Genomic DNA, 25,602 nt, shown 5'->3' on the forward strand with positions numbered 1-25,602 from the left:
CCTTTGGCTTCCGAGATGCCGGTGCATACCGTCTACTCAAGCGCCCGGCATCCGCCGCGCCGAACCGTCCAGATGGAGCCCGACATGTCCGCACCCGAGAACTGGCGCTTCGAGACCAAGCAGATCCACTCCGGCGCCGCGCCGGACCCGGTCACCAAGGCTCGCGCCACGCCGATCTACCAGACCACGTCGTACGTGTTCGACAACACCGACCACGCCGCGAACCTGTTCGCCCTGGCCGAGTTCGGCAACATCTACACCCGCATCCAGAACCCCACGCAGGACGTGCTCGAGCAGCGCCTCGCCGCGCTCGAGGGCGGCACCGGTGCGCTCGTGCTGTCCAGCGGCCAGGCCGCCTCGACCTTCGCGATCCTGAACATCGCGCAGGCCGGCGACCACTTCGTCGCCTCGAGCTCGATCTACGGCGGCACGTACAACCTGTTCAAGTACACGCTGGCCAAGCTCGGCATCGAGGTCACGTTCGTCGAGAACCAGGACGACCCGGAGGAGTGGCGCCGCGCCATCCGCCCGAACACGAAGCTGCTGTTCGCCGAGACCATCGGCAACCCCCGCATCAACGTGCTCGACATCCGCACCGTGGCCGACATCGCCCACGACGCCGGCGTGCCGCTCATCGTCGACAACACGATCGCCACGCCCTACCTGATCCGGCCGTTCGAGCACGGCGCCGACATCGTCACGCACTCGATCACGAAGTTCCTCGGCGGCCACGGCACCACCATCGGCGGCGTCGTCATCGACGGCGGCACCTTCCCGTGGTCCAAGCACGTCGACCGCTTCCCGGGCCTGACCGAGCCCGACCCGTCGTACCACGGCGCGTCGTACACGACCGCGGTCGGCGACGGCCTGGCCTACATCATCAAAGCGCGCGTGCAGCTGCTGCGCGACCTGGGTTCGGCCATCTCGCCGCAGAGCGCGTGGAACCTCATCCAGGGCATCGAGACGCTGTCGCTGCGCATCGAGCGGCACGTGCAGAACACGCAGGAGATCGCCGAGTGGCTCGAGAACCGCGACGACGTCGCCTCGGTCAACTACTCGGGCCTGCCCACCTCGCCGTGGTACGCCCTGGCCAACCGGTACGCCCCGAAGGGCGTGGGCGCCGTCGTGTCCTTCGAGCTGAAGGGCGGCGTGGACGCCGGCCGTGAGTTCGTCAACTCGCTGGAGCTGTTCAGCCACCTCGCCAACATCGGCGACGTGCGTTCGCTCGTGATCCACCCCGCCTCGACCACGCACTCGCAGCTCACCCCCGAGCAGCAGCTCAGCGGTGGCGTCACGCCGGGCCTGGTGCGCCTGTCGGTGGGTCTGGAGAACATCGAGGACCTCAAGGCCGACCTGGCGCAGGCCTTCGACGCGGCCCGCCGCGTCACCGAGGCCGCGCGCGCCTGACGCGCCTCGCGCGCCGCGCCCGCGCGCCGCGCACCCTCCGAACCGCGAGAGAACACGGGGCGGACGAGAGAACGGGTGATACCCGTCTTCTCGTCCGCCCGTTGTTCTTTCGCGGGCAAGGGCCCGGGCCCGGGCGGGCCAGGCGGCCAGGCGGCGCGCGGGGGCGTAACACGGGGCCGGGTGGGGCGGCGGGCAGGGACAATGGAGGCATGGATTGGCAGACCTCCGAGGACACGGTGCCCAGCGCACCGATCACGGAGGCCGACGCCCGCCAGCTGCTGGGCCGTCCGCCCGCCACCGGCGCCTGGCGTGACGGCGACCCGGTCGGACAGCGCCAGTTCGCCGCCTCCGGCCCGTTCCGCACCGAGGGCGGCCGCGAGCTGCCCGGCATCCGGCTGGCCTACGAGACCTGGGGCGAGCTGAACGCCGCCCGCGACAACGCCGTGCTCATCGCGCACGCGCTCACCGGCGACAGCCACGTGCGCGGACCGGCCGGCCCGGGGCACCCCACCGACGGCTGGTGGGGCGACGTCGTCGGTCCCGGCGCCCCGGTCGACACCGACCGCTGGTTCGTCGTCGCCCCGAACATCCTGGGGGGATGCCAGGGCTCCACGGGCCCTTCGAGCATCGCCCCGGACGGCTACGAATGGGCCGCCCGGTTCCCGTACCTCACGATCCGCGACCAGGTCGCCGCGCAGGTGCGCCTGGCCGACGCGCTGGGCATCGAGCGCTGGGCCGCGGTGATCGGCGGTTCGATGGGCGGCATGCACGCCCTGGAGTGGGGCGTCGGCCACCCCGACCGCCTCGAGCGCCTCGCGGTGCTGTCCGCGCCGCCGGTGACCACGGCCGACCAGGTCGCGCACAACTCACTGCAGGTGGCCACGATCCAGATGGACCCGCGGTTCGTCGGCGGCGAGTACTACGACGCCGGTGACGGCGACGGCCCCCACCGCGGCCTGTCGCTCGCCCGGCGGGCGGCCATGCTCAGCTACCGCAGCGACACCGAGCTGAACCAGCGGTTCGGCCGCACCTGGCAGTCGGGCAAGAGCCCGCTCGGGCACGGCGGCCGGTTCGCCGTGGAAAGCTACCTCGACTTCCACGGCAACAAGTTCACCCGCCGCTTCGACGCCAACTCGTACATCACCTTGGTCGAGGCGATGAGCTCGCACGACATCGGCCGCGACCGGGGCGGCATCGACGACGCCCTCGCGCGGGTGACCGCCCGCACGCTCGTGCTCGGGGTCGACAGCGACCGCCTCTTCCCCGTCGACGGGCAGCAGCGCATCGCCCGCGGCATCCGCACGACCATCGACGACGACGCCGTCGTGCTGGCCAGCGACTACGGCCACGACGGGTTCCTCATCGAGACCGACGCGGTCGGCGTCCACCTGCGGCGGCTGCTCGAGAGCTGAGTCAGCTGCGGGTGTAGACCCAGGGCAGCGCGGACATATCCAGCCGATGCCGCTCCGGCGCGGTGGCATCGGCGGGATCTGCCACCGCGTCGTACTCGCCGTCGCCCTGCCACAGCAGCACCGCCCCGGCCGCCCCCTTGCGGGCCACGGTCTCGAACTCGCGCACGCCGCTGAGCCGGGCCGCCGCGACGATGTCGGCCACGGTGTCCTGCCCGGCGAGGTCGTGCAGCGTCACCCATGTGGGCGGGTACAGCGTCAGTTCGCCCCGTCCGTGACGTTCCAGCGCGTCGGCCGGCCGCATCCACTCCGCGCGCACGGCCTCGTCGGCGGCGAGCACCGGCTCCCCGCCGGGGTCGGGCGCCACGAAGAACCAGGTGCGGATGCGCAGGGTGACGCTCGTGGGCGGCACCCACCTGCTGAACGGCTGCAGCGCATCGCGCGTGAGCGTGAGACCGGTCTCCTCGTGGGTCTCGCGCACGCCGGCGGATCGGGCCCGCTCCTCCTCGCCGGCGCCGGCGTCCTGCGATTCGATCTTGCCGCCGGGGAACACCCATGCCCCGGCGAAGCTGCCCCGATCGGGGCGCTCGATCATGAACACCTCCGGACCGGCCGCCGTGTCCCGGGCGATCACGACCGTGGCGGCCACCGGGATCTCCCGCGCCTCGGGGTCGCCGGCGGTGTCGGTCATGTCGGCCAGCACCCGCGCGACGCGGTCGACGGTCACGGCGCCTCCTCGATGGCCTGTTCCAGCCGGGCGATCTTGCCGTCGAGCTCCCCGGTGTAGCCGGGGCGGATGTCGGCCTTCAGCACGAGCGAGACCCGCGAACCGTACGGCAGGACCGCGTCGGTGGCGGCCTTGACGACACCCATCACCTCGTCCCATTCGCCCTCGACCTCGGTGAACATGCTCGTCGTGCGATGCGGCAGTCCCGACGCGCGGACGACCTGCACGGCGGCGGCGACCGCGTCGTGGACCGAGCCGTCGGCGCGTCCGGTGCCGCTGGGGGCGACGGAGAAGGCGATGAGCATGGGAACCTCCGGTTCTCAGGGGATGGATGCCGGGCGCGCGGCGCCCAGCCGGGGGCGGACGGGCACGCGCACCAGGCGCACGACCATCCACGTGAACAGGACGATGAGCAGCGCGTTGCGCAGCGTGAGAACGCTGACGGCGACCGGCTCGGGGTCGAGGAGTCCGGCGTACAGCAGCGGATACACCAGGTGGGTCAGCAGGGCGATGGCCCCGCCGAGCACGGCCGGGCGGAGCCAGCGGCGCCGGTCGATCACGAGGCCGATCACCAGCGGCGGGATCAGCCACGACGCGTACTGCGGCGAGCCGACCTTGTTGCACACGATGAACCCGGCCGTCAGGGCGAGCGACAGGGTCGGGAACAGCCGGGCGAAGCCGGCACCGCGCAGCGCCTGGATGCCGCCGGTGACCGCGACGGCGGCCACGACGGCGATCAGCACCGGCGTCATCGCGGCGATCACCGGGTCGATGTCGGTGCCGGTCACCTCGAACGTGAGCAGGTCGTTCGAGTAGTACACCCAGAATCCGTCGATCCCCGACAGCGCACCCCACAGGTACGGCGTGCTCACCGGCGCCTCGATCTGCAGCCCGCGCGTGCCCTGGTCGGCGATGAAGCCGAACAGGTGCGCGCCGCCACCGGCGAGGATGACCCCGGCCATGGTGAACACCGTGACCAGCGCCGCCCCGCCGACCAGGGCCGCTCGGCGCCGCGCGGCGACGACGGCCGCGGCCAGCACGGCCGCCGGCCACACCTTGATCCAGGTCGCCACCGCCAGCAGCACCGACGCGATCCAGGGCCGGCCGATGAGCCACAGGCACGCGACGATGACCAGCGGCACCGTAAACGCGTCGAGCCGGTACATCCCGATCGGCCCGAGCAGGGCGAGGTAGCCGAGCCAGAACGCGGCGGCGGTCGTGCGCCCGCGGGAGTGCGCGCGGCCGACCAGCACCGCGAACCCAGCCGCGTCGACGAGGGTGATCAGCAGCGCCCAGGCGACGGTGTACCCGCCGAGGGGGGCCAGCAGGTGCGCGAGCAGCAGGGGTGCCAGCGCCAGCTGCGGGTAGACCCAGGGGCTGTCGATGCCGACGACGCCGGTGCCGGCCAGCGCCGCGGCCGACCACGGCTCGTACACCCGGTACACGTCGCCCATCGGCTCGTTGGGCAGCACGAAGCCGAGCACGGCCACCCACACGTGGACGATGACGAACGCGCTCCAGAGCAGGGCGCGTCTCGACATGACCCCCATCCTACGAAGACGTCCGCCGCCTCACGCCGACCCGTCCTGCCGGGCGGACAGCAGCGCGCCGACGGCGGCGGCCACGTGGTGCGCGACATCGAGCGCGACGACAGGGCCGCCGGCGTGCGCGGCCGAGGCACGCTGTGCCGCCGCGCCGTGCAGCAGCGCCGCCGTCGCCGCCGGCGCACCGAGATCCTCGACCGTGAGCCGCCCGCCCTTCTGCTCGGCGGCCGCCTGCGCGCCCGCCACGAGCGCGCCCACGATGCCGCCCAGCACGTCGCCGGTGCCGGCGGTGGCCAGCCAGGAGGTGGGTGCCGCCACGTGCGCGATCCAGCCGCCGGGGGTGGCCACGAGCGTGTCGGATCCCTTCAGCAGCACCGCCACACCCAGCTCGGCCGCCGTCTGGACGCACGCGCGCACCCGGTCGTCGTCGGCGGCCAGGCCCGCCTGGCGCCGCAGGCGCGCGTGTTCGCCGGCGTGCGGCGTCACCAGCACCGGTGCGGTGGCGCCGGGCACCAGGTCGAGGGCCCCGGCGTCGACGACGACGGGCACCTCCCCGGCGAGGATCTCGCGCAGCGCCGCGGTCTCGGCCGGGGTGCGATGGTCGGCATCCGTCCCCGAGCCGATGAGCCACGTCTGCACCCGCCCGGCGACGGTGACCGTCTCCGGGCGCCGCGCCAGCACGAGCGCGGACGCCGGCCCCGTGTAGCGCACCATGCCGAGCCCGGTCCGCCACGCTGCCTCGACGCCGAGCACCGCCGCGCCCGGATACCGCTGTGACCCGGTCCGGACGCCCAGCACACCCCGCGAGTACTTGTCGTCCGATGCCGTCGGCGCCCGCAGGTGCCGCGCGGCGACGGCTGCCGTGAACAGCGGGAGGGTGGCCATGGCGTTACCCTAGCGGCGCGACCATCTCCCCCGACACCGCCGTGAAAGGCCCCGTATGAGCCTGCTGATGTCCCCGTTCGACCTCGGACCCCTCACCGTCCGCAACCGCCTGTGGGTGGCGCCGATGTGCCAGTACTCGGCGGTCGACGGGATGCCGGGCGACTGGCACCATGTGCACCTCGCCCAGTTCGCGTCCGGCGGCGCCGGGCTCGTGCTCGCCGAGGCCACCGCGGTGCTGCCCGAGGGGCGCATCTCCCCCGACGACACCGGGCTGTACACCGATGCGCAGCGCGACGCGTGGGCGCCCATCGCCGCGGCGATCCGTTCGCGCGGTGCCGTGCCCGGCATCCAGCTCGCCCACGCCGGACGCAAGGCCTCGACGTGGGCGCCGTTCGCTCCCGAACACGGTTCGGTGCCCGCCGCGCGCGGCGGCTGGCAGACCGTGGCACCGTCGGCGATCGCCTTCGAGGGGCTCGCCGAGCCGGTCGCCCTGGACCTGGCCGGCATCGACGCCGTCGTGGCCGCCTTCGCCGCCGCAGCCCGGCGCGCGGTGGCCGCGGGGTTCGCGGTGCTCGAGATCCACGCCGCGCACGGCTATCTGCTGCACCAGTTCCTCTCGCCGCTGTCGAACCACCGCACCGACGAGTACGGCGGCTCGCTGGAGAACCGGGCCCGGCTGCTGCTGCGGGTGGTGGAGGCCGTGGCCGCGGCCGCTCCGGAGGCGACGCTTTTCACGCGGTTCTCCGGCCGGGACTGGGCCGACGGCGGCTGGGACGAGGCGCAGACCGCCATCGTGGCCGGTTGGGCGGCGGAGCGTGGTGTGCGTCTGTTCGACATCTCCAGCGGAGGCCTCGTGGCCCACCAGCGGATCACGACCGGCCCGGGGTATCAGGTGCCGATCGCCGCCGAGGTGCGGCGCCGCACCGGCCTGCCGGTCAGCGCCGTGGGCGAGATCACCGACGGCCCCCAGGCCGAGCAGATCCTGGCCGCCGGCGACGCCGACGCGGTGCTCGCGGGCCGGGAATGGCTGCGCGACCCGCACTTCGCGCTGCGCGCGGCCACCGAGCTGGGTGAGACCGACGCGGCGCCGTGGCCGCCGCAGTATCTGCGGGCACGGCCACGGCGCGTCGCGGTGGGGTGAGCGGGTCAGAACCCGCGGCGGGTCGCGTCGTGCACCTCGCCGACGAGCTCCTCGATGATGTCCTCGAGGAACAGCACCGCGGTCGTCTCGCCGGCGGCGTTGCGCACCTGCCCGAGGTGACGGCTGGCCCGGCGCATCAGCGCGAGCGCGTCCTCGAGGTCGGTGGTCTCGGTCAGCGGCACCATGCGGTGGATCCGCTTGGGCTTGACCGGCTCGGTCGCGACCGCGGCATCCGCCCCCTCGGCCTCGCGCAGCACGTCCTTCAGGTGCACATAGCCCAGCGGTGCGCCCTCGTCGTCGACGATCACGTAGCGCGAGAACCCGTGCTTGGCGACGGCCCGCTCGATCTCGTCGGGCGTCGTCGTGGCCGGCAGGGTCACCAGCTGCGACAGCGGGACGGCCACGTCGGCTGCCTTCTTGTCGGTGAACTCGACCGCCGCCGCGACCGCGCCCGACGCGTCGTCGAGCACGCCCTCGATGCGGGACTGGTTCACGATCGTGGCGACCTCGTCGAGCGTGTAGGTCGAGGCGGCCTCGTCCTTGGGCTCCACGCGGAACAGGCGCAGGATGTGGTTGGCGATCCAGTTCAGGCTCGCGATGACCGGGTGGAAGAGCTTCGACACCCACACCAGCGGGGTCGCCAGCAGGAGCACCGCCCGGTCGGGCAGCGAGAACGCGAGGTTCTTCGGCACCATCTCACCGAACACGACGTGCAGGTAGGAGACCAGAACCAGCGCGATCGCGAAGGCGACGCCGTCGATGACCACCTCGCCCCAACCGGTCAGTCCCAGCGGGACGGCGATGAGGTGGTGGATCGCCGGTTCGGAGACGTTCAGGATCAGCAGCGAGCAGATCGTGATGCCCAGCTGGCTGGTCGCCAGCATGAGCGTCGCGTGCTCCATCGCGTACAGCGCGGTCTTGGCGGCCTTCGAGCCGTTCTCGGCGAGGGGCTCGATCTGTGAGCGCCGCGCCGAGATGACGGCGAACTCGGCGCCGACGAAGAAGGCGTTGAGGACCAGCAGGACCACCAGCCATGCGATTCCGGCCCAGTCGTTCATCGCTGGTCACCTCCCTCGGGCTCGTCGGGGCGCGGATGCGGGGTGAACCTCACCCGGTCCACGCGGCGCCCGTCCATGCGCTGGACGGTGAGGGTGCCGTCCTCGATCTCGACGTCGTCGCCGACGACGGGGATGCGTTCCAGCACGGACATCAGATAGCCGCCCACGGTGTCGTACAGGTCCCCTTCCGGGACGCGGATGCCGGTGCGGTCGAGCAGCTCGTCCGGGCGCAGGTCGGCGGGGAAGACCACCCCGTCCGCCAGCCGGACGATCCCGGCCCGGCTGCGGTCGTGCTCGTCGAGCACCTCGCCGACGATCTCCTCGACGAGGTCTTCGAGGGTGACGACACCGGCGGTGCCGCCGTACTCGTCGACGACGACGGCCATCTGGTACCCGCGGGCCCGCAGTTCGGACATGAGTGAGTCCAGGTGCACAGCCTCGGGCACCCGCAGCGGCTCCTCGGCGATCGCGGCGGCCGGCACGTCGGCGCGCCGCTCGCGCGGCACGCTGACGGCCTGCTTGAGGTGCGCGATGCCGATGATGTCGTCCAGCGACTCGCCGTAGACGGGGAAGCGGCTCAGGCCCGTGCGCCGGGCCAGCTGGACGACGTCCTCGACGCTGTCGCCGGCGGCCACCGCGTGCAGGCTCGGGCGCGGGGTCATGACGTCGGCGGCGCTCAGGCGCGCGAAGTTGAGGGTCCGGTCCAGCAGCGACGCGGTGTCCTGCTCGAGCAGACCGGCGTTGGCCGAACGCCGCACGAGGCTGGACAGCTCCTCGGCCGTGCGGGCACCCGACAGCTCCTCTTTCGGCTCGACCCCCATCGCACGCAGGATGCCGTTCGCGCTGCCGTTGAGCAGCGAGATCGCGGGGCGGAACACCGTCGTGAAGGCCACCTGGAACGGCAGCACGAGCTTGGCGGTCTGCCGCGGCACCGCCAGCGCGAAGTTCTTGGGCACCAGCTCGCCGATGATCATCGAGAAGATCGTGGCGATCGAGACGGCGATGACGGTGGTGATCGGCCGCACGGTCGCCTCCGGCAGGCCCCACCCGATGAGCAGCGGAGCCATCAGGTTCGACAGCGCCGGCTCCATCGTGTAGCCGGTCAGCAGCGTCGTCAGAGTGATGCCCAGCTGGGCGCTGGACAGGTGCGTGGAGGTGATCCGCAACGCTTTGATCGTCAGCGCCAGCCGCGACTCACCGGCCGCCTGGCGCGACTCGAGGTCGGCACGGTCCAGGTTCACGAGCGCGAACTCGCTCGCGACGAACAGGCCTGTGCCGACGGTCAGAAGGAGCCCCACGCCCAGCATCACATAATCCATGACGCGTCACCCCCGGTCATCTCGGGGAAGGGGCGGTGGGGCGGGCGTCTACTACTGGGAGGGTCGTCCATTGTGCGACAGATCCTACGGCATGCGACTGTGTATTCCGCGCCCGTGCGGGCGTGCGCGGGCGGCACCCGCGCGCCCGCGGGCGCGACCGGTCACCAGCTGACCGGGAGCGCCTTGCCCTCCTCGTAGCCGGCCGCCGATTGCAGGCCGACGACGGCGCGTTCGTGGAACTCGGGCACCGTGGCGGCACCGGCGTACGTGAACGACGAGCGGACGCCGGCGGTGATCATGTCGATCAGGTCCTCGATGCTCGGCCGCAGCGGGTCGAGGTAGATCTTCGACGAGGAGATCCCCTCGGCGAACAGCTCCTTGCGCGCCCGTTCGTACGGATCGAGGCGACCGAACCGCTCGTGCACCGCCTTGGTCGAGGCCATGCCCCACGACTCCTTGTAGACCCGGCCCTGCGGGTCGGTCAGCAGCGTCCCGGGCGCTTCGATCGTGCCGGCGAACCACGAGCCGACCATGACCGAGGCGGCACCTGCCGCCAGCGCCAGTGCGACGTCGCGCGGATACCGCACGCCGCCGTCCGCCCACACGTGGGCGTCGGCCTTCGCCGCCGCCTCGGCCGTCTCGAGCACGGCCGAGAACTGCGGCCGGCCCACGGCGGTCATCATCCGCGTCGTGCACATCGCGCCCGGACCGACCCCGACCTTGATGATCGTGGCGCCCGCGTCGGCGAGGTCGTAGACGCCGTCGGCGGTCACGACGTTGCCGGCCGCGATCGGCAGTCGCAGGTCGAGGCCGGCGACCTGACGGAGCGCGTCGAGCATGCCCTCCTGGTGCCCGTGTGCGGTGTCGACCACGAGCACGTCCACGCCGGCGTCGGCGAGCGCCTGCGCCTTGGCGGCGACGTCGCCGTTGATCCCGACGGCGGCGGCCACGATGAGCCGCCCGTCCGCGTCGACGGCGGGCCGGTACAGCGTCGACCGCAGCGCGGTGCGGCGGGAGAGGGTGCCCACGAGGAAGCCGTGGTGCAGCACGCACACCGTCTCCGCGTCGGCGGCGACGATGAGGTCGAAGGCGTGGCGGGCGTCCTCGATGTCGTCGGCGTCGATCGAGGCGGTGCGCCCGCGGGTGAGGTCGCCCAGCTGCGCGTCGGGGAGCGCCGTGCCCAGCCGGGTGGCCGAGACGACGCCGAGGATGTCGTCGATGTGGATGCGGGGGCCGGTGGCCGCGGTCACCACGATGCCGTAGCCCTCGGCGGGCGGCAGCAGTCGTGCCGCGTCGGCCACGGTCGCCTGCGGGGGCAGCACGAGCGGGGTGTCCCACGCGACCGGCTGGTCCTTGACCCACCGGATCGCGGCGTCCAGCTCCTGCAGCGGCATGTCCTGCGGGAGCACGGCCAGCCCGCCCCGCCGGGCCAGGGTCGCCGCCAGCCGGGCGCCGGTGACCGAGTTCATGTTGGACGCCACCAGCGGCAGGGTCGCCCCGGTGCCGTCGTCGGGTGCGAGATCCACATCCAGGCGGCTGCCGACCCCCGATCGGCGCGGCACGAGGAACACGTCGGAGTACGTGAGATCGACCGTCGGCCGTGCGTCGAGGAACTGCATGTTCCCACGGTACTTCCTGCGCTGCCGATCCTCACCGGAATCGGTGGATGCCGCGTCCGCGCACGCGCGCTGCGGAAGTCGGCACGGCAAACCTGGGATACCCTTGAAGGACGCGTGCACGGGGGCGGGAAAGTGCCCCGCACGAACTGATCTTCACAGATGAAAGCAGGCGAAACCGTGTCCAGTCCGACGACCGGCGTGGGTACTTCGAGCGACGGCGAATTCGGGGCCAATGAGTGGCTCGTCGCCGAGATGTACGAACAGTACGTGAAGGACAAGAACTCCGTGGATCAGGCATGGTGGCCGATCCTGGAGTCCTACCGTCCCGACCAGCCGACGACGACGGCGCCGGCGACGGCCGAGGCACATCCGGTGACCGCCCCGATCCCGGTCGTGGGTGCGCAGCCGGTGGCCCGCACGACGGCGCGGCCGGCCGCCCCGCAGCCCATCCCCGCGCAGGCGCCGAAGGCGGCCCCCGCCGAGGAGAGCGAGGCCGGTGAGGATGTCGTCACCCCGCTGCGCGGGATGACCAAGACCCTCGCGGCGAACATGGACCAGTCGCTCACGGTGCCCACCGCGACCAGTGTCCGCACCATCCCGGCGAAGCTGATGATCGACAACCGCATCGTCATCAACAATCACATGTCGCGCACGCGCGGCGGCAAGGTGAGCTTCACCCACCTGATCGGGTGGGCGCTCATCCAGGCGCTGAAGGTCTTCCCGAGCCAGAACGTCGCCTACGCCGAGGTGGACGGCAAGCCGTCGGTGGTGGCCCCGGCCCACGTGAACCTGGGCATCGCCATCGACCTGCCCAAGCCGGACGGATCGCGTGCGCTCATGGTGCCGTCGATCAAGCGCGCCGAGTCGCTCACGTTCAACGAGTACCTCTCCTCGTACGAGGACCTGGTCAAGCGCGCCCGGGCCAACAAGCTCACCGCCGCCGACTTCGCCGGCACGACCATCTCGCTGACCAACCCGGGCGGCATCGGCACCGTGCACTCGGTGCCCCGCCTGATGAAGGGCCAGGGGTGCATCATCGGCGCCGGCGCCCTCGAGTACCCGGCCGAGTTCCAGGGATCGAGCGAGAAGACGCTCGTCGAACTGGGCATCGGCAAGACCATCACGCTGACCAGCACCTACGACCACCGCGTGATCCAGGGCGCCGGGTCGGGCGAGTTCCTCAAGATCGTCCACGAGTTGCTCATCGGGCAGCGGGGCTTCTACGAGGGCATCTTCGCGGCGCTGCGCATCCCGTACGCCCCCATCCACTGGGGCACCGACATCAACGTCGACCTCGCCGAACGGGTCGACAAGACCGCCCGGGTGCAGGAGCTCATCAACTCGTTCCGCGTCCGCGGGCACCTCATGGCCGACATCGACCCGCTCGAGTACGTGCAGCGCACGCACCCCGACCTGGAGATCGAGTCGCACGGCCTGACCTTCTGGGATCTGGACCGCGAGTTCGTCACGAACGGGTTCGGCGGCAAGCGCCAGATGAAGCTGCGCGACATCCTGGGCGTCCTCCGCGACTCGTACTGCCGCACGATCGGCATCGAGTACATGCACATCCAGGACCCCGCCCAGCGCAAGTGGTTCCAGGACAACGTCGAGGTCAAGTACGAGAAGCCCAGCCACGACGAGCAGCTGCGCATCCTCGGCAAGCTCAACCAGGCCGAGGCGTTCGAGACGTTCCTGCAGACCAAGTACGTCGGCCAGAAGCGGTTCAGCCTGGAGGGCGGCGAGTCGCTCATCCCGCTGCTGGACGAGATCCTCCAGGGCGCGGCGGCGAGCGGCCTCGACGGCGCGGCCATCGGCATGGCGCACCGCGGACGCCTGAACGTGCTCACCAACATCGCGGGCAAGACCTACAGCCAGATCTTCCGCGAGTTCGAGGGCTCGGTCGCGATCGGCTCGAAGAGCGGTTCGGGCGATGTGAAGTACCACCTGGGCACCGAGGGCACCTTCGTCGCCGACGGCAAGGAGGAGCTGCCCGTCTACCTGGCGGCCAACCCCTCGCACCTGGAGACCGTGGACGGCGTCCTCGAAGGCATCGTGCGAGCCAAGCAGGACCGGATGCCCATCGGCTCGTTCTCCTGGCTTCCGATCCTCGTGCACGGCGACGCCGCGTTCGCCGGCCAGGGCGTCGTGGTCGAGACACTGCAGATGTCGCAGCTGCGCGCCTACCGCACCGGCGGCACGGTGCACATCGTCGTCAACAACCAGGTCGGATTCACGACCCTGCCGCAGGACGGCCGCACGTCGGTGTACGCCACCGACGTGGCCAAGACGATCCAGGCGCCGGTGTTCCACGTCAACGGCGACGACCCCGAGGCCGTGGCCCGGGTCGCCGAGCTCGCGTTCCGCTACCGCCAGGAGTTCAAGCGCGACGTCGTGATCGATCTGGTCTGCTACCGCCGTCGCGGCCACAACGAGGGCGACGACCCGTCGATGACCCAGCCGCTGATGACGAACCTCATCGAGGCGAAACGCTCGGTGCGGCGCCTGTACACCGAGGCCCTCGTCGGTCGCGGTGACATCACCGAAGAGGAATACGAGCAGGCCAAGCGCGATTTCCAGGACCGCCTGGAGGTCGCCTTCGCGGAGACGCACGCCGCCGAGACCGGATCCTCGGGGATCGTCACGGCCGCGGACACCGGCGCCGTGGACGTCGCCGTGGGCGAGCCGGAGACCACCGGCATCCCCGCCGACACCATCGCCAAGATCGGGGACGCGTTCGTCAACAAGCCCGAGGGCTTCACGGTGCACACCAAGCTGCAGCAGCTGCTCGACAAGCGCCGCGACATGAGCCGCAACGGCAGCATCGACTGGGCCTTCGGCGAGCTGCTCGCGTTCGGGTCGCTGCTGATGGAGGGCACCAACGTGCGGCTGGCCGGCCAGGACGCCCGCCGCGGCACGTTCGTCCAGCGCCACGCGATCATGCACGACCGCGCGAACGGCCAGGAATGGCTGCCGCTGGCGAACCTCGTCGAGGGGCAGGGCCGGTTCTACGCCTACGACTCGCTGCTGAGCGAGTACGCCGCGATGGCGTTCGAGTACGGGTACTCGGTCGAGCGCGCCGACACCCTGACGCTGTGGGAGGCGCAGTTCGGCGACTTCGCCAACGGCGCCCAGTCGGTCATCGACGAGTTCATCTCCTCGGCCGAGCAGAAGTGGGGCCAGCAGTCGAGCGTCGTGCTGCTGCTCCCCCACGGCTACGAGGGCCAGGGCCCGGACCACTCGTCGGCGCGCATCGAGCGCTACCTGCAGATGTGCGCGCAGGACAACATGATCGTCGCGCGGCCGTCCACGCCCGCGTCGTACTTCCACCTGCTGCGTCGGCAGGCGTACTCGCGGCCGCGGCGCCCCCTCGTGGTGTTCACACCGAAGGCGATGCTGCGACTGCGCGGCGCCACCAGCGCCGTCGAGGACTTCGTCTCGGGCCGGTTCCAGCCGGTGCTGGACGACAACCGCGGCATCGACCGGTCGGCGGTCACGCGCGTGCTGCTGCACGCGGGCAAGATCCACTGGGACCTGCGCAGCGAGCTCGAAAAGCGGCCCGATCCCTCGATCGCCCTCGTCCGCCTCGAGCAGTTCTACCCGGCTCCGATCGAGCAGCTCAACGCCGTGCTCGACCAGTACCCGAACGCCGAGCTGGTGTGGGTGCAGGACGAGCCCGAGAACCAGGGCGCGTGGCCGTTCATCGCGCTCGACGTCATGGAGCACCTGAAGGGCCGCACGGTGCGGCGCGTCTCGCGCCCGGCCGCCGCCTCGACGGCGACAGGTTCGGCGAAGGTGCACGCGGTGGAGCAGGCGGCCATCATCGAGCAGGCGCTCGCGCGGTAACCCCGCGAGCGGCGCCCCACGCCCAGGCATGCGCGTCGCGCTGCTGGTGAACCCGACCGCGCGCAGCGGCACGGGTCGCAGCGCGGCGCGCCGCGCCGAGGACCGGCTGCGCGCGCACGGCATCCACACCACGACGATCGCCGCGGCCGGTGCCGCCGAATCGGACCGCCTGCTGCGCACCGTGCTCGACGACGGCGTGGACGCGGTGCTCGTCGCCGGCGGCGACGGCACCGCCCACCTGGCGATCCAGCAGCTCGCCGGCGGCGACGTGCCGCTGGGGATCATCCCCGTGGGCACGGGCAACGATCTGGCCACCACACTGGGGCTGCGCGACCTCGACGCCGTCGGTGCGGCCGACGCGGTGCTGGCCGGGCGCACCCGCACCATCGACCTGGCCCGCGTGAGACGCGCCGACGGGAGCGTGCTCCGGTACGGCACGGTGCTGGCCGCCGGTTTCGACTCCCGCGTGAACGACCGCGCGAACCGCATGCGCTGGCCGCGCGGCGCGATGCGGTACAACATCGCGCTGCTGATCGAGTTCGCGCTGCTGCACGGCGTGCGCTTCACCCTCGAGATCGAGGGCGCCGACGGCACCGTCGAGCGTCTCGAGGACGACCTGGTGATGGCGACCGTCGGCAACGGCCGCACCTACGGCGGCGGCATCCCCATCTGCCCGGATGCGGACCTGGGCGATGGGCTGCTCAACCTCGCCCTGGTCCGCCCGGCCGGGCGTCTCCACCTGCTGCGACTGCTGCCGCGGGTCTACCGCGGGACGCACACCTCGCTGCCCGAGGTCTCGACCCGCCTCCATGCACGCGGGGTGACCGCGTACGCCGACGGCGATGCGTTGGGCGATCTGCCCCTGTCGGTCGAGGTCGAACCGGCGGCGCTGACGGTGTTCACCCCGGCGTAGGAGCCGGCGGGCTCAGTGGTGCGTGGCCTGCTCGGCGCGCAACCGGGCCAGCACCTGCGTGCGCAGCTCCTCGGGCGCCGTCTCCTTGCAGGCACGGGCCACCACGTCGGTGAGGGTGCGCGCCACCAGCGCCTCCTGCTGGCACTCCGGGCAGCTCTCCAGGTGCTCCCGGATGTCGGAGTGCTCGGTCTTGCAGACCTCGTTGCGCAGATACTCCTCCAGGTCCTTCTGCGCCTTCTCGCAGCCGCAATCGCTCATTTCCCGCTCCCTGTGGCCGGCACCTCGATGCCGCGCTCTCGTGCATAGTCGGCCAGCAGATCACGCAGCATCCGCCTGCCACGGTGCAGACGGCTCATGACCGTGCCGATCGGTGTCTTCATGATGTCCGCGATCTCCTGATACGCGAACCCCTCCACGTCGGCGAGATACACCGCCAGACGGAAGTCCTCGGGGATCGACTGCAGCGCTTCCTTCACGACGGATGCCGGCATGTGGTCGATGGCCTCGGCCTCGGCCGACCGGGAACTGGTCGCCGTGGTGATCGACTCGGCGCCGCCGAGCTGCCAGTCCTCCAGCTCGTCGATCGTGCCCTGATACGGCTCCCGCTGCTTCTTGCGATACGTGTTGATGTAGGTATTGGTGAGGATGCGGTACAGCCACGCCTTCAGATTGGTGCCCTGGGTGAAGGAGTCCCACGCCGCGAACGCCTTCACGAACGTCTCCTGCACCAGGTCGGCGGCGTCGGCGGGATTGCGCGTCATGCGCATGGCCGCCGCGTACAACGGGTCCATGAAGGGCAGCGCCTGCTCTTCGAACTGGGTGCGCGGATCTTCGGCCGCCTGCTCGTCCATCACCGACCAGTCTATGTCCGGGTGCGGATCGACCCGCAGGGGCCGCTCGACCGTCGCGATCATGACACTCCCTCCGGTCGACCGACGCATACCTTCAGTAGGCTAGGAACCGATGACAGCCCCCGGGTATTCCCCTCAGCCCTCGGTCGCCGGCACCACGTGGCCCGCACCGTCCGCCACCGCGCCCGTGCACGCCACGGTGACCGTGCCCGGTTCGAAGTCGCTGACCAACCGCGAACTCGTCCTGTCGGCCCTCGCCGACGGCCCGAGCCTGCTCGTCTCGCCGCTGCACTCGGACGACTCCGAGCACATGATCGCCGCACTGCGCGCCCTGGGCGTGCAGATCGAGACGGTGCCCGGCGAGGGTGAGTTCGGCCCCGACCTGGAAGTCACCCCGCTGGCCGCCTTCGCCGGCGACACCACCGTCGACTGCGGCCAGGCCGGCACCGTCATGCGCTTCGTGGCTCCGCTGGCCGGCTACGCCGTGGGCGACGTGGTGGTCACCGCCGCCGAGAACGCGCTGCACCGCCCCATGGGCTCGATGATCAAGGCGCTGCGCGAGATCGGCGTCGACATCGACGACGGGGGCAGCTGGACACTGCCGTTCACGGTCCGCGGACGCGGTCACATCCGCGGCGGCGAGGTCACCATCGACGCGAGCGCCTCAAGCCAGTTCGTGTCGGGACTGCTGCTCAGCGCGCCGCGGTTCGACGTCGGCCTGCGCCTCACGCACGAGGGCGAACGCCTGCCCAGCCAGCCGCACATCGACATGACGATCGAGGCGCTGGCCCGGCGCGGGGTGCACGTCGAGCGCCCCACCCCCCACGAGTGGCTCGTACCGGCCGGGCACCTCCGCGGCAAGGAGATCGCGATCGAGCCCGACCTGTCCAACGCGGCGCCGTTCCTGGCGGCCGCGGTGGTCACCGGCGGCGCCGTGACGGTGCCGGGCTGGCCCGCACACTCGACCCAGCCCGGGGGCCTGCTCTCCGACATCCTGTCGCTGCTGGGCGCCCGCACCTCCCGCCGCGGGGGCGCGCTGACGGTCACCGGCTCCGACCGCATCGCCGGTGTCGACCTCGACCTGTCGGCCGCGAGCGAGCTGACGCCCGTGCTGTTCGCGATCGCCGCGTTCGCCGACGCGCCCACCACGCTGCACGGCATCGGCCACATCCGCGGGCACGAGACCGACCGCATCGCCGCGCTGACCACCAACCTGCGGGCACTCGGCGGCGAAGCCGAAGAGCTCCCCGACGGGATCCGCATCCTCCCCCGCCCGCTGCACGGCGGCGTGTGGCGCGCCCACGACGACCACCGCATCGCGCAGGCCGGTGCCGTGATCGGACTGCGCGTGCCCGACGTGGCCGTCGACGACATCGGCGCCACGGCCAAGACGATGCCGCAGTTCCCCGAGCTGTGGCAGCGCATGCTCGCCGGAGACGCGGCACGGTGACCACAGCAGGCTCGGCATGAGCTGGTTCGACGTCGATGACGACGAACCCGAGTTCGATGAGTCCGATGTCCGCGTCCGGCCCAATCCCAAAGCGAACCGGCCGCGCACCAAGCGGCGCCCCGCGCACGCCGATGCGCACATCGCCCGGGTGCTGGGGGTCGACCGCGGCCGCTACACGGTGCTCGTCGACGAGGACGGCCCAGCCGAGCGCCGGGTGCTGGCCAGCCGCGCCCGGGAGCTGCGCAAGCAGCCGATCGTCAACGGCGACCGTGCCCGGGTCGTGGGGGACGTCTCCGGCGACGAGGGGACCCTCGCGCGCATCGTCGGCATCGAGCCGCGCACGTCGCTGCTGCGCCGCAGCGCCGACGACACCGACCAGGTCGAGCGCATCATCGTCGCCAATGCCGACCAGATGCTCATCGTCGTGGCCGCCGCCGATCCCGAGCCGCGTCCGCGCCTGGTCGACCGGTACCTGATCGCGGCGCTGGATGCCGGCATCCACCCGCTGCTGGTGGTCACCAAGACCGATCTGGCCGATCCGGCGGATTTTCTCGCGAACTTCGAGGGCCTCGACGACCTCGAGGTGCTCACCAGCGGCACGGGGCGGATGCCGGTGGCCGAGATCGGGGCCCGACTGGTCGGCCACGCGACCGTGTTCGTGGGGCATTCCGGCGTCGGCAAGTCCACGCTCGTCAACGCGCTGATCCCCACCGCTGCACGGGCCACCGGGCATGTGAACGAGGTCACCGGGCGCGGCCGCCACACCTCCAGCTCGGCGGTGTCGCTGCGCTATGAGGGCGAGGGCGGGCGGGGCTGGGTCATCGACACCCCGGGGGTGCGCTCGTTCGGCCTCGGGCACGTCGATCCGGCGAACATCCTCAAGGCGTTCACCGACCTCGCCGTCGTGGCCGAGGACTGCCCGCGCGGCTGCACGCACCTGCCCGACGCCCCGGACTGCGCCATCGCCGAGGCGGTCGCCGACGGGCGGTTGGGCGACCGCGGCGCGGCGCGCCTGGACTCGCTGCAGCGCTTGCTGGCGACCTTCTCCTGACGGCGAGCTCCTAAGCTGGGGGCATGGCTGAGCTCACGACCGGATCCCCCGCGCCCGATTTCACCCTCGTCAACCAGGACGATACGCCCGTGCGTCTGTCCGACCTGCGCGGCGGCGGCGTGATCCTGTTCTTCTACCCCGCTGCCATGACGCCCGGCTGCACCACCGAGGCGTGCGACTTCCGCGACTCGCTCGCGCCGCTGCAGGCGGCCGGCTACACGGTGCTGGGCATCTCGCGCGACGAGCCGGCCAAGCAGCGGGCGTTCCGCGAGCGCGACGGTCTGACCTACGACCTGCTGAGCGACCCCGACCACTCGGTGCACGAGGCGTACGGCGCGTGGGGCGAGAAGATGAACTACGGCAAGACGGTCGAGGGCGTCATCCGGTCGACGTTCGTGATCGACGCCGACGGCACGATCGCGCACGCGCTGCGGAACGTGAAGGCGACCGGCCATGTGGCACGGCTGCGGCGGCTCCTCGAGGTGTGACCGCTCAGCCGCCGGCCTGAGGCCGGAGACGCCGGCTCAGTCCGGCGACGACGCGTTGCGTGCGCCCGCGGCGCGCACCCCCAGCACGAGGCACACCAGCACCACGACGGCGGGGATCGCCAGCTGCAGCCCGAGCACGGGCTGGCCGTACGATCCGGTCGCCGCCCCCAGGGCGACGGCGAGGATCAGCAGCTGTGTGACGATGCCGCCCGACCGGCCCCACGACGATCCGCGCCAGGTCGCGACCGCGAAGGCGAGCACGGCCGCCGCGCCGATGGCCGTGAGCACGATCAGCGCGAGCGAGGTCGACAAGAATCCGGCGTCGCCGCCGACCAGCGCGACCGTCTCCCAGCCGACGATGATCAGCAAGGCCAGGCCCTCGAGTGCGAGCAGAACGGCGGCGATGCGTTCGGCGGGGGTGATCCGCATGGGGCTCCTCGAATGGGGAGGCGACCAGGGAACACCCAGCGAAACCCTAGGATTCCGCCGAATTAACCCTTGATTCACCTCACTGGGCGTGCGACGATTGAGGGAGCGTGTGCTCCCACAGCGCAGTGGGGCGAGCCTGGGCTCGCACACCCACCAGGGTATCGGACCTCACGTCATGTGATGTTCGCTCCCATCACCCGAATTCCCCACTTCCCCATCCCGCATCAAGGAGCACCCCTATGGATTGGCGCGACAAAGCCGCCTGCCTGACCGTCGACCCCGAGCTGTTCTTCCCCGTGGGCAACACCGGCCCGGCGGTCGACCAGATCGAGAAGGCCAAGGCGGTGTGCGCCCGGTGCACGGTCACCGAGGTCTGCCTCCAGTACGCCCTGGAGACCGGTCAGGACTCCGGCGTGTGGGGTGGCCTGTCCGAGGATGAGCGTCGCGCCCTGAAGCGCCGCGCCGCGCGCGCCCGCCGCGCCAGCTGACCCCGGCCGGCGGTGACCGCCGCGGCGGTCACGACCTCGAGATGTACCGCAGCGGGATGTCGATCGTCACCTCGGTGCCGCTGCCCACCAGCGTGTGCCAGTCGATGGTCCCCCCGAGCTCACCCTGAATGAGGGTGCGGACGATCTGCGTCCCCAGCCCGCGACCGACCTGTCCCTCCGGCAGCCCGACTCCGGTGTCGCGCACACTGACCGCCAACCGGTCCTCCGTACGATCGGCGACGATCTCCACGTCGCCCTCCTTGTCGGCGAGCCCGTGCTCGACGGCGTTGGTGACCAGTTCGGTCAGCGCCAGCGCCAGCGGTGTCGCGTACTCGCTGGGCAGCGTGCCGAACTCGCCCGTCTTGTGCGTGCGGGCGCGTGTGTTCGGCGCCGCCGCGACCTCGGCGACGAGTTTGAGCACCTGGTTGAACACCTCGTCGAAGTCCACGTCCTGGGCCAGCCCCGACGCGAGGGTGTCGTGCACGACCGCGATGGCCGAGACCCGCCGCATCGCCTGCGTGAGCGCCTCGCGGGCCTCCTCGGAGTGCGTGCGCCGCGCCTGGATGCGCAGCAGCGACGCCACCGTCTGCAGATTGTTCTTCACCCGGTGGTGGATCTCGCGGATCGTCGCGTCCTTGGTGATGAGCTCCTGCTCCTGGTGGCGGATCTCGGTGACGTCGCGGCACAGCACGATCGCACCGATGCGCGTGCCGTGGTCCTTCAGCGGGATCGTGCGCAGCGACACGGTCACCCCGCGGGCCTCGAGGTCGGCGCGCCACGGCGCGCGGCCGGCCATCACGATCGGCAGCGACTCGTCGAACTGGCGGGAGGCGGGTAGGATCTGCGTGGCGACCTCGATGAGCGACTCCCCCTCCAGTTCGTCGTCGAAGCCGAGCCGGTTGAAGGCGGACAGGGCGTTCGGGCTCGCGAAGGTCGTCACCCCGTCCACGTCGATGCGGATGAGCCCGTCCGAGGCGCGGGGGGCGCCGCGCCGCGGCGACGTGGGCGCGGCCAGATCGGGGAACTCCCCCGACGCGACCATGCCGAACAGGTCGTCGGCGCAGTCGTTGAAGGTGATCTGCTGCCGTGACGGCGTCCGTGCCTCGCCGAGGTTGGTGTGGCGGGTGAGCACGCCGATGATGCCCGGCGCCTGACCGTCCGTGGCCGGCTCGCGCACGATCGGCACCGCGCGCACCCGGGTCGGCGTCTCCTCGAACCAGTCCGGCGACGCCGAATCGACGATGCGGGCCTGGGTGAACGCCTCGGTGACCTGCGTGCGCCACTGCGGCCGCACGAGGTCCCCCACGATGTCGCGATAGAACAGGGTCGCGGCACCCGACGGGCGGGTGTGGGCGACGGCGATGAACGAGTCGTCGGGTGTGGGCACCCAGATCACGATGTCGGCGAAGGCCAAGTCGGCCAGGAGCTGACCGTCACCGGCCAACCGGTGCAGCCATTCGACATCGGCTGCGGTGGAGCGGCCCTGGGCGTAGAGGAGATCGCTGAGCGTCGACACGCCTTCAGCCTACGGGGCCCCGGCCGCCGAGACGGCACGCGCCGGGCGTGCGGCGGGCAGTCGCCGACGGCGCTCGCGCCGCTGACCTGCGGCGCGCTCGGGAGCCGCGAGGGTCTCGCCGACGAACCGGCGCACCGCCGCGGTCAGCGACGACCGCGGCGACGTGTGCGCGACCGGCCGCGCCGCCAGCAGCGCGGCGTCGACCGCCTTGCCGTCCCACGGCACGAACCACACCTCCCCCACCCCCGCGAACCGCTCGAGGGCGCGTCGCACCTGGCCGCGGGCGTCGATGCCCAGGGCGCCCGGCCGTGTCTTGTTGACGAGCACGCGCACCGGCGTCGCCCCCACGGCCGCGCGCAGCTCGGCGTGGGCGCGGACGAACCGCGCGACGCTGACCGGGTCGGCGGCGACGACGGCGACGATGACGTCGGCGGTGCCGAGGGCCGCGAGCGTCGCGGCGTTGCGGCGCGGACCGTCGAGGTCGCTGACGATCTCCTCGTCGCGCTCCAGCGGTGCGGCCACGTCGACGACGATGTCGTCGGCCCAGTCGCGGCAGGTGTCCAGCGCCGCGCGCACCCGCCCATCGGACAGCTCCGGCCAGCGCCCGGGCCGGTTCAGCCCAGTGAGCACCTCGACCTCCCCCAGCCGGGTCGAGATGCGCGCGAGCTCGGCGAGCGTCAGCGCGCCGCGCTCCGCCTGGCGACAGGCCGCGGCGAACCCCGGCCCCTCGTCGGCCAGGCCCGTCGCCAGGGCGAGGGACGGGGCGTGCGAGTCGGCGTCCACGAGAGCGACGCGGCGCCCGTCGCGGGCCAGCTCGCATGCCAGTTCCACGGCGACCGTGGTGCGCCCGGGGGCGCCCTCGGTGCCCCACACGGCGATGACGCGGCCCCGTTGGGCCGGCTCCGGGTCCGGCACGGATGCCGGCGGTGCGCGCAGCTCGCCCGCAGACACGTCGACATCGAACGCCGCCAGCCCGAACATCCCGGCCAGGCGCCGGTCGTCGTCGCGGGTGCACAGCGGGGCGATGCGCACGCCGAACCGGTCGCACGTACGGACCAGCTCCGCGGTGAGGGTCGCGCGGCCGGCTTCGACCACCAGCAGATCGGCGCGGGAGAGCTCGGCCAGCAGCTCGGCGGCCTCGGGCCCCGCCATGGCGTCGGCGACCGCGGCGGCGGGGGCGGCGGCATCAACCACCGTCCGCACCTGCGCGCCGTCATCGGTCAGCCGCTGCACGACCGCGCGGGCGCGGGCCGTGTCGACGGCCGCGATGACCCTCATCGGCCGCCCCCGACAATCGGCACCACCGACAGCCGCGCATCGGCGGCGACGGCCGCGAGCGTGTCGGCCACCGCGGAACGGTCGATGACCAGTTCGAGCGCGGTGCCGGCGGTGCCCATCATCGAATCGTCGCGGGTGACCGACACCACCGTCGCGGAGGGCACGAGGATGCGCGGCGTGTCGTACTCGCCGCGTTCGAGCTGCGGGGCGGCCCACACCTCGACCACCGACCCGGTGGCGACGGCACGCGGCACCTCACCGGCGCTGCGCAGGCTGACGGTGGTGGTGGCCGCCTGATCGGCGGTGCCGACGGCCGTCAGCGGCACGAGCTCTCCCACCTCGATGGTGCGCACCGCGACGGCGTCCGGTTCGAGCGTGGCCGGGCCGGCGTAGACCTCCCCCGCCGACCCCAGCGCCACTTCGACCACCCGCAGGTCGGCGGCCGTGATCGGGTCGCCGGGCACGATCGTGTGCGCCGCGGCGAACACCGGGGCTGTCTGCCGCGCGGCGGCCACCACCAGCCACACACCCGCGATCGAGGCGACGATCAGCACGACCCCGAGCAGGAAGCGGGCATCGGCCCAGAACGCGCGCGGTCGGGGGCGGGCGACATCGGCTGCGGTCATGCCCTCATGGTGCCGCAGCGCCGCGACCGGCCGCGGAGGTTATCCACAGGACGGGCTTATCCACAGGCTCGGCGAATCGGCGCGCCGTCCGGTCCGCTCCGACGCATAATGGCCACATGCCCGACACGCCCACCGACGCCGCGCGCATGCTCGCGCCTGCGCAGGTGGCCGACGCGCTGCAGCTCGAGGTGGACGAGGTGATCGCCCTCGTGCTCGACGGACGTCTGCGCGGCGCGAAGCTGGGGCGTCCGGCCCGGTGGCGGATCGAGGCCGCCAGCGTCGAGGACTACCTGGACGACCAGGCGGAGGAGGCGCGTCGCATCGCGCTGTGGCGGGAGTCGAACGCGGCGAGCTTCCCCGAGCTGTGGGGCCGCGGGCCGGTCCGCAACCCGGACTGATCACCGTCAGGCCGGGCTCGCCGCAACATCCCACCGCACGCTCAGCACGGCCGGGTACGGGACCATCCGGTACCCGGTGACCAGATCGGTGCGCCGCGGGGTGCCGGGCTCGTGCAGGGCGAGGTCGAGGTGGTCCTCGCCGGCGCGGTCGATCGTGCCCGCCAGGCGCCGGCCGGACACCGAGACGATGACGGCGGCGCGTTTGCGGACGAGGTCGCGCAGCACGAACCCGAAGCTCATCCGCTCGGCCAGCCGCGACGGCGGCGCCGCCGCATCGCCGCGCGCGCTGCGGAGCACGTCGGCGTGCGGAAGAGTGATCGCGGTGATCGCGGACAGCGGCACGAGCACGCCGTCGGCGCGCCGCGTCTGCTCGGCCACCACGACCCAGTCCGCGCCCACCCCGGTGAGCCGCCCGGCGACCGTGGTGCCGTCGGACAGCTCGAGCACGGGTGCCGCGGCCGCGTCGTCGCCGAGGACGACCAGCAGCCGGTCCCGCAGCCGCAGCCGCGCCAGCCGCAGACGTTCGGCCTCGGTGTCCAGCGCGGCACGCTCGGCCTCCCATTCGGAGTCGAGCTGGTCTTCGAGGTCCTCGAAGAATCGTTGCCACCGCACCTGCCAGACGGTAGACGATCAGCGGCGGGCCGCGCCGCCGTTATCCACAGGTTGGAGGATTCTCATGCGGGCGCCGCGGCCGATGTGCTCTACTCGGGCCCACGGAAAACCCCCTCCAGAGAGGCATCGCATGGCTGCGCCCCGCTCTCCACGCGGATCCGGACTCGCCGCTGAGGAGTACTTCGCCCCGCAGCGGACCACCGCCGCCGAGCTGCCCGACCCCGACCCCCTCCTGCGCAACCTCACGATCGGCGTCCTCGAAGTGCTCGCCGGCGCACGCGAGGTCGAGCAGCTCGCCCGGTGGCTCGGCGAAGACGCCTTCCGCGCGCTGGTGACCCGGGCGAATCTGTCGGCCCGCGCACGCAGCGCCCGGGGCGTGCCGTCGGCCGTGCCGGCCTACCGGGTCATGTCGGTGCGCTGCCACTCGCCGGCCGACGGTGTGGTCGAGGCGGTCGTGATCGTGGCCGGGCCCGCACGCACCCGGGCGGTGGCGATCCGCCTGGAAGGCTGGGATGCCCGGTGGCGGGCGACCTCGCTCGCCCTGCTGTGA

General features: G+C 72.2%; 25 protein-coding genes. 11 read left to right on the top strand and 14 right to left on the bottom strand.

Going from position 1 to position 25,602, the window contains the following annotated elements:
* Window positions 1–84: 84 nt before the first annotated feature.
* Window positions 85–1,407 (top strand): bifunctional o-acetylhomoserine/o-acetylserine sulfhydrylase, encoded by a 1,323-nt coding sequence (locus ACQ143_RS12385; protein WP_449571006.1) that lies wholly within the window; start codon window positions 85–87, stop codon window positions 1,405–1,407.
* Between the two features lie 209 nt (window positions 1,408–1,616).
* Window positions 1,617–2,819, top strand: a complete 1,203-nt coding sequence (metX, locus tag ACQ143_RS12390; RefSeq protein WP_449571007.1) for a homoserine O-acetyltransferase MetX — start codon at window positions 1,617–1,619, stop codon at window positions 2,817–2,819.
* A gap of 1 nt (window position 2,820) precedes the next feature.
* Here the strand turns inward: metX and ACQ143_RS12395 are convergent, their stop codons facing one another.
* From ACQ143_RS12395 to ACQ143_RS12410, 4 genes are read right to left on the bottom strand one after another with little or no spacing between them, the layout of a single operon-like run.
* Window positions 2,821–3,543 carry an NUDIX hydrolase gene (locus ACQ143_RS12395; protein WP_449571008.1) on the bottom strand — a complete coding sequence of 241 codons (723 nt, stop codon included), beginning with the start codon at window positions 3,541–3,543 and terminating at the stop codon, window positions 2,821–2,823.
* Window positions 3,540–3,848 (bottom strand): thiamine-binding protein, encoded by a 309-nt coding sequence (locus ACQ143_RS12400; protein ID WP_449571009.1) that lies wholly within the window; start codon window positions 3,846–3,848, stop codon window positions 3,540–3,542. Before ACQ143_RS12400 ends, ACQ143_RS12395 begins: the two co-directional genes overlap by 4 nt.
* 15 nt (window positions 3,849–3,863) lie before the next feature.
* Window positions 3,864–5,084 carry a glycosyltransferase 87 family protein gene (locus ACQ143_RS12405; protein WP_449571010.1) on the bottom strand — a complete coding sequence of 407 codons (1,221 nt, stop codon included), beginning with the start codon at window positions 5,082–5,084 and terminating at the stop codon, window positions 3,864–3,866.
* Window positions 5,085–5,114: 30 nt separating this feature from the next.
* Window positions 5,115–5,972, bottom strand: coding sequence for an ADP-dependent NAD(P)H-hydrate dehydratase (locus ACQ143_RS12410; RefSeq protein WP_449571011.1), 858 nt, complete (start codon window positions 5,970–5,972; stop codon window positions 5,115–5,117).
* Between the two features lie 55 nt (window positions 5,973–6,027).
* Here ACQ143_RS12410 and ACQ143_RS12415 point away from each other — a divergent pair, with 55 nt between their 5' ends.
* Window positions 6,028–7,113 (top strand): NADH:flavin oxidoreductase/NADH oxidase, encoded by a 1,086-nt coding sequence (locus ACQ143_RS12415; protein ID WP_449571012.1) that lies wholly within the window; start codon window positions 6,028–6,030, stop codon window positions 7,111–7,113.
* A gap of 5 nt (window positions 7,114–7,118) precedes the next feature.
* Here the strand turns inward: ACQ143_RS12415 and ACQ143_RS12420 are convergent, their stop codons facing one another.
* From ACQ143_RS12420 to guaB1, 3 genes are all read right to left on the bottom strand, one after another.
* Window positions 7,119–8,171: a hemolysin family protein gene (locus tag ACQ143_RS12420; protein WP_449571013.1), complete on the bottom strand. Its 1,053-nt coding sequence runs from the start codon at window positions 8,169–8,171 to the stop codon at window positions 7,119–7,121.
* A complete protein-coding gene (locus ACQ143_RS12425; protein ID WP_449571014.1) occupies window positions 8,168–9,490 on the bottom strand; it encodes a hemolysin family protein in 1,323 nt (440 codons plus the stop codon). Before ACQ143_RS12425 ends, ACQ143_RS12420 begins: the two co-directional genes overlap by 4 nt.
* A gap of 161 nt (window positions 9,491–9,651) precedes the next feature.
* Window positions 9,652–11,109 (bottom strand): GMP reductase, encoded by a 1,458-nt coding sequence (gene guaB1 / locus ACQ143_RS12430; protein WP_449571015.1) that lies wholly within the window; start codon window positions 11,107–11,109, stop codon window positions 9,652–9,654.
* Window positions 11,110–11,286: 177 nt separating this feature from the next.
* On the opposite strand from guaB1, the gene ACQ143_RS12435 reads away from it, so the two are divergent.
* Together ACQ143_RS12435 and ACQ143_RS12440 are read left to right on the top strand one after the other, a co-directional pair.
* Window positions 11,287–14,952, top strand: a complete 3,666-nt coding sequence (locus tag ACQ143_RS12435) for a multifunctional oxoglutarate decarboxylase/oxoglutarate dehydrogenase thiamine pyrophosphate-binding subunit/dihydrolipoyllysine-residue succinyltransferase subunit (protein WP_449571016.1) — start codon at window positions 11,287–11,289, stop codon at window positions 14,950–14,952.
* Between the two features lie 28 nt (window positions 14,953–14,980).
* Window positions 14,981–15,865, top strand: a complete 885-nt coding sequence (locus ACQ143_RS12440) for a diacylglycerol kinase family protein (protein ID WP_449571017.1) — start codon at window positions 14,981–14,983, stop codon at window positions 15,863–15,865.
* Between the two features lie 12 nt (window positions 15,866–15,877).
* Here ACQ143_RS12440 and ACQ143_RS12445 read toward each other — a convergent pair whose 3' ends face one another.
* The gene (locus tag ACQ143_RS12445; protein ID WP_449571018.1) at window positions 15,878–16,123 is read right to left on the bottom strand and encodes an anti-sigma factor family protein; all 246 of its coding nucleotides are present in this window, start codon (window positions 16,121–16,123) and stop codon (window positions 15,878–15,880) included.
* Window positions 16,120–16,779, bottom strand: coding sequence for a sigma-70 family RNA polymerase sigma factor (locus tag ACQ143_RS12450; protein ID WP_449571019.1), 660 nt, complete (start codon window positions 16,777–16,779; stop codon window positions 16,120–16,122). Before ACQ143_RS12450 ends, ACQ143_RS12445 begins: the two co-directional genes overlap by 4 nt.
* A gap of 49 nt (window positions 16,780–16,828) precedes the next feature.
* Between ACQ143_RS12450 and aroA the strand changes: the two genes are divergently transcribed.
* From aroA to bcp, 3 genes are read left to right on the top strand one after another with little or no spacing between them, the layout of a single operon-like run.
* Window positions 16,829–18,166 (top strand): 3-phosphoshikimate 1-carboxyvinyltransferase, encoded by a 1,338-nt coding sequence (gene aroA, locus ACQ143_RS12455; protein WP_449571020.1) that lies wholly within the window; start codon window positions 16,829–16,831, stop codon window positions 18,164–18,166.
* 16 nt (window positions 18,167–18,182) lie between these two features.
* On the top strand, window positions 18,183–19,217 hold the full coding sequence (rsgA, locus tag ACQ143_RS12460; protein WP_449571021.1) for a ribosome small subunit-dependent GTPase A: 1,035 nt from the start codon (window positions 18,183–18,185) through the stop codon (window positions 19,215–19,217).
* Window positions 19,218–19,240: 23 nt separating this feature from the next.
* Window positions 19,241–19,705, top strand: a complete 465-nt coding sequence (gene bcp / locus ACQ143_RS12465; protein ID WP_449571022.1) for a thioredoxin-dependent thiol peroxidase — start codon at window positions 19,241–19,243, stop codon at window positions 19,703–19,705.
* A 36-nt stretch (window positions 19,706–19,741) separates the two neighbouring features.
* On the opposite strand, the gene ACQ143_RS12470 is transcribed toward bcp, so the two are convergent.
* Window positions 19,742–20,134: a histidine kinase gene (locus ACQ143_RS12470; protein WP_449571023.1), complete on the bottom strand. Its 393-nt coding sequence runs from the start codon at window positions 20,132–20,134 to the stop codon at window positions 19,742–19,744.
* A 239-nt stretch (window positions 20,135–20,373) separates the two neighbouring features.
* Here ACQ143_RS12470 and ACQ143_RS12475 point away from each other — a divergent pair, with 239 nt between their 5' ends.
* Window positions 20,374–20,622: a WhiB family transcriptional regulator gene (locus ACQ143_RS12475; RefSeq protein WP_239282073.1), complete on the top strand. Its 249-nt coding sequence runs from the start codon at window positions 20,374–20,376 to the stop codon at window positions 20,620–20,622.
* Window positions 20,623–20,650: 28 nt separating this feature from the next.
* Here the strand turns inward: ACQ143_RS12475 and ACQ143_RS12480 are convergent, their stop codons facing one another.
* The 3 genes from ACQ143_RS12480 to ACQ143_RS12490 are packed head-to-tail and all read right to left on the bottom strand — an operon-like array spanning window position 20,651 to window position 24,042.
* On the bottom strand, window positions 20,651–22,138 hold the full coding sequence (locus ACQ143_RS12480) for a sensor histidine kinase (RefSeq protein WP_449571024.1): 1,488 nt from the start codon (window positions 22,136–22,138) through the stop codon (window positions 20,651–20,653).
* A 9-nt stretch (window positions 22,139–22,147) separates the two neighbouring features.
* On the bottom strand, window positions 22,148–23,416 hold the full coding sequence (locus tag ACQ143_RS12485; RefSeq protein ID WP_449571025.1) for an AAA family ATPase: 1,269 nt from the start codon (window positions 23,414–23,416) through the stop codon (window positions 22,148–22,150).
* Window positions 23,413–24,042: a hypothetical protein gene (locus tag ACQ143_RS12490; protein ID WP_449571026.1), complete on the bottom strand. Its 630-nt coding sequence runs from the start codon at window positions 24,040–24,042 to the stop codon at window positions 23,413–23,415. The genes ACQ143_RS12485 and ACQ143_RS12490 overlap by 4 nt, the downstream gene beginning before the upstream one ends.
* A 116-nt stretch (window positions 24,043–24,158) precedes the next feature.
* On the opposite strand from ACQ143_RS12490, the gene ACQ143_RS12495 reads away from it, so the two are divergent.
* Window positions 24,159–24,440, top strand: a complete 282-nt coding sequence (locus ACQ143_RS12495; protein ID WP_449571027.1) for a helix-turn-helix domain-containing protein — start codon at window positions 24,159–24,161, stop codon at window positions 24,438–24,440.
* A 6-nt stretch (window positions 24,441–24,446) separates the two neighbouring features.
* On the opposite strand, the gene ACQ143_RS12500 is transcribed toward ACQ143_RS12495, so the two are convergent.
* On the bottom strand, window positions 24,447–25,052 hold the full coding sequence (locus ACQ143_RS12500) for a hypothetical protein (protein WP_449571028.1): 606 nt from the start codon (window positions 25,050–25,052) through the stop codon (window positions 24,447–24,449).
* A 130-nt stretch (window positions 25,053–25,182) separates the two neighbouring features.
* Here ACQ143_RS12500 and ACQ143_RS12505 point away from each other — a divergent pair, with 130 nt between their 5' ends.
* On the top strand, window positions 25,183–25,602 hold the full coding sequence (locus ACQ143_RS12505) for an Rv3235 family protein (RefSeq protein ID WP_449571029.1): 420 nt from the start codon (window positions 25,183–25,185) through the stop codon (window positions 25,600–25,602).

The organism is Microbacterium pollutisoli (assembly GCF_053586795.1).